Raw genomic sequence first — 6436 nt, forward strand, 5'->3', positions numbered from 1 at the left:
GCCATGGACCGCGCCGCTCTCTTCGACGTCGACGGCACCCTCACCGACACCAACCACCTCCATGTCGTCTCCTGGTGGGAGGCGCTGCGCCAGTCCGGGCACCGGGTCCCGGCGCACGCCATCCACGGGGCCATCGGTCTGCCCGGGGCCGACCTCCTCGATCACCTCCTGGGCGAGGACCGGGACCACGAAGGCGACGACCGGCTGAGCGCCGCCCACGACACCCTGTACGCCACGTACTTCGACCGGCTGTCCCCGCTGGACTCCGCCGCGGAACTCCTCCGCGCGCTGTCGCACGACGGGTGGAAGGTCGTCCTCGTCACCTCCGCGCAGGACCGCGAGCTCAAGGCGCTGCGGCGGGCCGTCGACGCCGACGACGCCATCACCGACACCGCGACGTCGGACGACGTGGAGCGGGGGAAGCCCGCGCCCGATCCCGTACACCACGCCCTCGACCTGGTCGGGGTGCGGCCCCGCTCCGCCGTGTTCGTCGGCGACGCCGTCTGGGACATGAAGGCGGCTGCCCGTGCCGGTGTGACCGGTGTCGGACTGCTGTGCGGCGGCACGCCCCGCGCGGAGCTGGAGGAGGCGGGCGCGGCCGCCGTCTACGGCGACCCGGCCGAGCTCCTGGCCCGCCTCGGCGACAGCCCGCTCTCCCGGCTGCCGTCCGCCTGAGCGGGCGAGTGGACCGACGGTCGACCGCCCGGTGTCGACGGCCGCTGCCGACGGCCCGGTGTCGACCGCCCGGTGCCGACCGCCCGGTGCCGACCGCCCGGTGCCGACCGCCCGCCCGGAAGGTCACGAATGACCCGTGTGTCACGGGGTACGCGCGAGGCGACCCCGCATTGTCCCGCGACGACGAGCAGGAGGAAGCACCATGAGCATGGTGAAGCAGACCATCGACGTCGACGTTCCGCTGCGGAACGCGTACAACCAGTGGACGCAGTTCGAGGCGTTCCCGAGCTTCATGGAGGGCGTCGAGGACGTCACACAGGTCGACGACCGGCACTGTCACTGGCAGACCAAGGTCGCCGGCGTCCGTCGCGAGTTCGACACCGAGATCGTCGACCAGCTGCCCGACGAGCGCATCTCCTGGCGCACGGTCGGGGGTGACGTCCAGCAGAAGGGCGTCGTCACCTTCCAGCGCCTCGACGAGAGCCACACCCGGGTGAGCCTGGCGATGGACATGGAGCCGACCGGTATGGCGGAGAAGGCCGGTGACGCCCTCGGAGTCCTGGACCGGCGGGTCAAGGGCGACCTGAAGCGGTTCAAGGGCTTCATGGAGGAGCACGGTCACGAGACCGGCGCCTGGCGCGGCCGCATCCGGCCCTCGGACAGCGCCACCGGCGCCACCGCATCGCCGACTCCGACCGACGCGCCCGTACGGGAGGCTCCCGGCCCGATGCGCACGCCCGGCCCCGAGAGCACGCCCTCGCGCGGGCAGGAGTCCTGGCCGCTCCCCGGCGAGCCCGGCGACCCCGGACTGCGCTGACCTCTTCCTCGCCGGCCTCTCGGCGTAGGCCGCCCCCACCGGCGGCCTGCGTCGACCCTCCGCCCCGGGCGTCCGCAGCGAGCCCGGCGTGATCCAGAGGCAGACCCTAGGGGGTCGCGATGATCTCCCCCTCTCCCCCGGGGCGTCCCTCCCTGCTCGGCCGGATGCTCCGGGGGATCCGCCGGTTCCGGGCCGGGCACCGCTGGGGCCCCGTCAGCGAATTCGCGCTGTGGCAGCGGTCGCTGGGGTTCGCGGCACTCGCGTTCCTCACACTCGTTCCGCTCCTGATCGTCGTGTCCGCGGCGGGCGCGGGGAGCGGGCAGGGCTTCGCGCAGTGGCTCGGTGACGCCCTCGGGGTGTCGGATGCGGCCAGGGAGGAGATCGGGCGGCTGTTCGCGCTGCCGGGCCAGGTGCGGAGGACCACGACGGCCTTCGGGCTCGCTCTGCTCGCCGTGTTCGGGCTCTCGTTCTGCACGGTGATGCAGAGCGGCTACGAGAAGGCCTGGGACCTCGCGCCGGCGCGCTTGCGGGCGCGCTGGCGGCACGTGCTGTGGCTCGCCGTCCTCATCGGCACCCTCTACCTCTTCGCGGTCTCGTCCTTCTGGCGCGGCGTCCCGCTGCGCGGCCCCCTGACCCTGGTCGGCGGCACCCTCTTCTTCTGGTGGTCGCAGCGGCTGCTGCTCGGCGGCCGCGTGGCGTGGCCGGCGCTGCTGCCCGGAGCGGTCGCCACGGTGCTCGGACTGCTCGGACTGAGGGTCTTCTCCCGCTTCGTCTTCTCCCCGCTGATCGCTTCCAGCGCGGTCACCTACGGCCCCTTCGGGGCGTTCCTCGTCATCCAGACCTGGCTCGTCGCCGTCGGCGTGGTCGTCTTCGGGGGTGCGCTGACCGGTCGCCTGGTCAGCGACGAACTGCCCCGCGCGACGGACGCGCTGAGGCAGTGGCGGAGGTGACCCGGGGGTTCGGGGAAGGTGACCGCCCCGGCGGTTCCAGGCGGAGGGTGACCCGGCGGTTCAGGCCGTGGCGTTCTCCGCTCGTCGCCAGGCCGCTTCCCGGAGCAGCCGCAGACCGTTGAGTCCCACGAGCACGGTCGAGCCCTCGTGGCCCGCGACGCCCAGGGGCAGCGGCAGGTGGCCGACCAAATCCCAGACGACCAGGGCGCCGATGCAGGTGCCCGCGATCACCAGGTTCTGGACGACCAGGCGGCGGGCGCGGCGCGAGAGGGCCACGACGGCCGGGATCGCGGTCAGTTCGTCGTGGACGACGACCACGTCGGCGGTCTCCAGGGCCAGGTCGGAGCCGGCCCGGCCCATGGCGACGCCCGTGTGGGCGGCCGCGAGGGCCGGGGCGTCGTTGACGCCGTCGCCGACGAGCAGGACCTTCGCGCCGGCCCGTTCCCACTCCCGTACCGCCTCCGCCTTGTCGTGCGGGAGGAGTCCGGCGCGGACGTCGTCGATGCCCGTCTCCGCGGCGATCCTGACGGCGGCGCCCTCGTTGTCACCGGTCAGCAGGGTGGGGGCCGTGCCGGTGAGCCGGGCGAGGGCGGCGACGGCCCCGGGGGCGCCTTCCCGGAGCCGGTCGGAGAACTCCAGCACGGCGGCCGGGGCGCCGTCGACGACGACCTCGACGGCGGTGTCGCCGTGGTTGCCGGGCGCCCTGTGGACCCGTACCTCATGGCCGTCGACCACGGCCCGTACGCCCCGGCCCGGCTCGGCGGCGAAGTCGGTCGCCTCGGGCAGGCGCAGCCCGCGTGCGCGGGCCTCGGCGACCACGGCGCGTGCCAGTGGGTGCTCACTGGGGAGTTCGGCCGCGGCGGCGAGCGCGAGGGCGGTTGCGTCCCCGCGTACGGCGGTCACCCGGGGCGCGCCCTCGGTGAGGGTGCCCGTCTTGTCGAGCGCCACCCGGTCGACCGCGCCGAGCCGTTCCATGACGACGGCGGACTTCACGAGGACGCCGTGCCGGCCGGCGGTGGCGATGGCGGAGAGCAGCGGCGGCATCGTGGCGAGGACGACCGCGCAGGGCGAGGCGACGATCATGAAGGTCATCGCGCGCAGGAGTGCCTCGGTGAGGTCCGTACCGAAGGCGACGGGCAGGCCGAAGAGCGCGAGGGTGGCGACGACGACGCCGACGGAGTAGCGCTGTTCGATCTTCTCGACGAAGAGCTGGGTGGGGGCCTTGGTGGCGCCGGCCTCCTCGACGAGGGCGACGATCCTGGCGACGACGAAGTCGCCGGGGTCCTTGTCCACGCGGACGCGCAGTGCGCCTGTGCCGTTGAGGCTGCCCGCGAAGACCTCGTCGCCCGGTGCGACGGGGGCCGGGAGGGGCTCGCCGGTGATGCTCGCCCGGTCGACGTCGCTCGTGCCGCCGAGGACGGTGCCGTCGGCGGGGAGGCGCTCCCCCGGCCGTACGAGGACGGTGTCGCCGGGGCTCAGCGCGGTGGCCTCGACGGTCTCCTCGCGCGCTTCCGCTCCGGTGAGGCGTACGGCGGTGGCGGGCGCGAGGTCGAGGAGGCCGCGTACGGAGTCGGCCGTGCGGCGGGTGGCGAGGGCCTCCAGGGCTCCGGAGACGGCGAAGATCACGATGAGGAGCCCGCCGTCGAGGTACTGGCCGATGGCGGCGGCGCCGAGCGCGGCGACCACCATCAGCAGGTCGACGTCGAGGGACCGCTCGCGCAGCGCCCGGAGGCCGGCCACGGCCGGTTCCCAGCCGCCGGCGGCGTAGCAGACCGCGTAGAGCGGCCCCCAGGCCCAGGCGGGAGCGCCGGCCAGGTCGAGGGGGAAGGCCGCGAGGAAGGTCAGGGCGGCGAGCGCGGCCCAGCGCACCTCGGGGAGGTCGGTGGCGCGGGTGCGCCCGACGGCTCGGACGGGGACCGACGCGGGGGTCGTGACCTGGGCGGTGTCCAGCTCCGGGAGGGCCATGGGGCGAGCACCTCGTTCTCGGGGGTGTACGGGTGGGGCGTGCATGACTGTGCGGGGGCCATGCGAGGCCATGCGAAAGCCATGCGGGGCTTCACCATACCCGAACACATGAAGAGGTCTTCACGTATTGACATACAAGCGCGGCTACGATGAGCGCATGGGACACGGAGTGAACGGCGAGACGACCCCCGCAACCCACCTGGACGCCGAGTCCGCGGCGACCATCGCCGCCACCCTCCAGGCCCTCGCCACCCCGTCACGGCTGATGATCCTGACCAAGCTCCGCCAGGGCCCCTGCGGCGTGACCGAGCTCGCCGCGGCCGTCGACATGGAGCAGTCCGCCGTCTCCCACCAGCTCCGCCTGCTGCGCGCTCTCGGCCTGGTCAGCGGAGTCCGTCAGGGCCGCCGGATCGAGTACAGCCTCTACGACAACCACGTCGCCCAGCTCCTCGACGAAGCCGTCTACCACATCGAGCACCTGCGTCTCGGCGCACGCGACGCGGCCCGCGCCTCCGTGGATACTGGTCAGTTGTAAATCCACGCAACGAAAGGGCGGGCATGGCCGACGACTTGGGGCGCCGCGCGACACGTCACGCGGTGGTCATCGGGGGAAGTCTCGCTGGACTCCTCGCCGCACGGGTCCTCGCGGAGCACGCGGAGAAGGTGACGGTCGTCGAGCGCGACCGCTTCCCGGAGGGGCCGGAAGCCCGGCCGGGCGTGCCACAGGGGCGGCACGTCCACGTCCTGATCTCGGGCGGACAGCGGGCGTTCGACGAGCTGCTCCCGGGGTTCACGGACGAGCTGCGGGAGCTCGGCGCGCCCAAGGTGGGCGTGCCCCAGGACATGGTCCAGTGGCAGAACGGCAAGTGGTTCAACCGGACGCCTTCGACCCTGCACTTCTACGCGGGTCCGCGCCCGCAGCTCGAGTGGCTCGTACGGCAGCGGGTGTTCGCCGACCCCCGAGTGGAACTGGTCGAGGGCCACGAGACGGTCGGCCTGGTCGGTGACTCCTCGCGCGTCCGGGGCGTACGGCTCCGGGAGCGCGGCGCGGGCACCGAGAAGGAGACCCGGGTCCTGGAGGCCGACCTGGTCGTGGACGCCTCCGGCCGGTCCACGAAGGCTCCGGACTGGCTGGCGGCCATCGGCGCCGAGGCCCCGCACGAGGAGACCCTCGACACCGGTCTCGCGTACAGCACGCGGGTCTACCGGGCACCGTCCGGCGCCCTGGACAGCGACACCATGGGGTACTTCATCGTGCCCAACCCCGCCCAGCAGTACGGCGCCGTGGTGCTGCCCGTCGGCGACGGGCACCACCTCGTGACCCTGTCGGGGCTGCGCGACGACCGGCCGCCGACGGACGAGGGCGGCTTCGAGGAGTACACGAAGCGGATGCCCCACCCGGTGATCAGCGAGTGGCTGGCGACGGCCGAGCCGGTCTCCCCCGTCCACGGCTTCCGGAAGACCGCGAACATCCGCCGCCGGTACGACCGTCCGGGCCGCCGCCCGGCCGGCTTCCTCGCCACCGGCGACGCCCTGTGCGCCTTCAACCCGATCTACGGGCAGGGCATGGCGGTCGCCGCGATCACCGCCCTCGCCCTGCGCCGGGCGCTCGCCGACCCGAAGCGCACCCCGACCACCCGGCGGGTGCAGCGGGCGCTCCTCGACGCCTCGAAGCCCGCCTGGGACATCTCGGCGGGCTCCGACAAGAAGATGCCCGGCGCCCTCGGCGACGCGACGAAGCCCGGGCCGCTGGACAAGGCGGTCGGCTGGTACATGGGCCGGGTGCAGGAGCGGGCGGCGGGCGACCCGGCCGTCGGCGCGGCCTTCCGGGAGGCCCTCCACCTCACCGCCCCGATGACACGGCTGTTCGCCCCCGCGGTGGCACGCGCCGTGCTCTTCGGACCGGTCGCCGATTCCCCGGCCGGACCGCCGCTGCGGCGCGACGCGTAGCGGCCTCGGGCAGGCCCTAGGGGGTGTCGTCACATTCCCGTCGTCGCCCGAAGGGCGGCCCCGCGGCGTCTGGTGCGTG

Annotated in this window: 5 protein-coding genes and 1 pseudogene; 5 read left to right on the top strand and 1 reads right to left on the bottom strand. The window is 73.9% G+C overall.

Annotated elements, in window-relative coordinates; genetic code table 11:
- Window positions 1-3 precede the first annotated feature (3 nt).
- The 3 genes and pseudogenes from IE124_RS32595 (at window position 4) to IE124_RS32605 (ending at window position 2442) form a co-directional block, all read left to right on the top strand.
- Window positions 4-675, top strand: coding sequence for an HAD family hydrolase (locus tag IE124_RS32595; RefSeq protein ID WP_189513375.1), 672 nt, complete (start codon window positions 4-6; stop codon window positions 673-675).
- A 202-nt stretch (window positions 676-877) separates the two neighbouring features.
- Window positions 878-1345, top strand: a pseudogene (locus IE124_RS32600) (SRPBCC family protein); the annotation flags it as partial.
- 266 nt (window positions 1346-1611) lie between these two features.
- Window positions 1612-2442: a YhjD/YihY/BrkB family envelope integrity protein gene (locus IE124_RS32605; RefSeq protein WP_370468856.1), complete on the top strand. Its 831-nt coding sequence runs from the start codon at window positions 1612-1614 to the stop codon at window positions 2440-2442.
- A 60-nt stretch (window positions 2443-2502) separates the two neighbouring features.
- Here the strand turns inward: IE124_RS32605 and IE124_RS32610 are convergent, their stop codons facing one another.
- On the bottom strand, window positions 2503-4407 hold the full coding sequence (locus tag IE124_RS32610) for a heavy metal translocating P-type ATPase (RefSeq protein ID WP_189513379.1): 1905 nt from the start codon (window positions 4405-4407) through the stop codon (window positions 2503-2505).
- 157 nt (window positions 4408-4564) lie between these two features.
- Between IE124_RS32610 and IE124_RS32615 the strand changes: the two genes are divergently transcribed.
- Both IE124_RS32615 and IE124_RS32620 read left to right on the top strand, forming a co-directional pair.
- Window positions 4565-4942 carry an ArsR/SmtB family transcription factor gene (locus IE124_RS32615; protein WP_150273039.1) on the top strand — a complete coding sequence of 126 codons (378 nt, stop codon included), beginning with the start codon at window positions 4565-4567 and terminating at the stop codon, window positions 4940-4942.
- 23 nt (window positions 4943-4965) lie between these two features.
- Window positions 4966-6357, top strand: coding sequence for an NAD(P)/FAD-dependent oxidoreductase (locus tag IE124_RS32620; protein WP_189513381.1), 1392 nt, complete (start codon window positions 4966-4968; stop codon window positions 6355-6357).
- Window positions 6358-6436: the final 79 nt, after the last annotated feature.

The sequence above is a fragment of the Streptomyces narbonensis genome, from assembly GCF_014649015.1.
Classification (GTDB): Bacteria; Actinomycetota; Actinomycetes; order Streptomycetales; family Streptomycetaceae; genus Streptomyces; species Streptomyces narbonensis.

Coding starts and splice junctions, on each gene's coding strand:
- IE124_RS32610 (WP_189513379.1), bottom strand. CDS start 4,407: ATGGCCCTCCCGGAGCTGGACACCGCCCAGGTCACGACCCCCGCGTCG.
- IE124_RS32620 (WP_189513381.1), top strand. CDS start 4,966: ATGGCCGACGACTTGGGGCGCCGCGCGACACGTCACGCGGTGGTCATC.
- IE124_RS32615 (WP_150273039.1), top strand. CDS start 4,565: ATGGGACACGGAGTGAACGGCGAGACGACCCCCGCAACCCACCTGGAC.
- IE124_RS32605 (WP_370468856.1), top strand. CDS start 1,612: ATGATCTCCCCCTCTCCCCCGGGGCGTCCCTCCCTGCTCGGCCGGATG.
- IE124_RS32595 (WP_189513375.1), top strand. CDS start 4: ATGGACCGCGCCGCTCTCTTCGACGTCGACGGCACCCTCACCGACACC.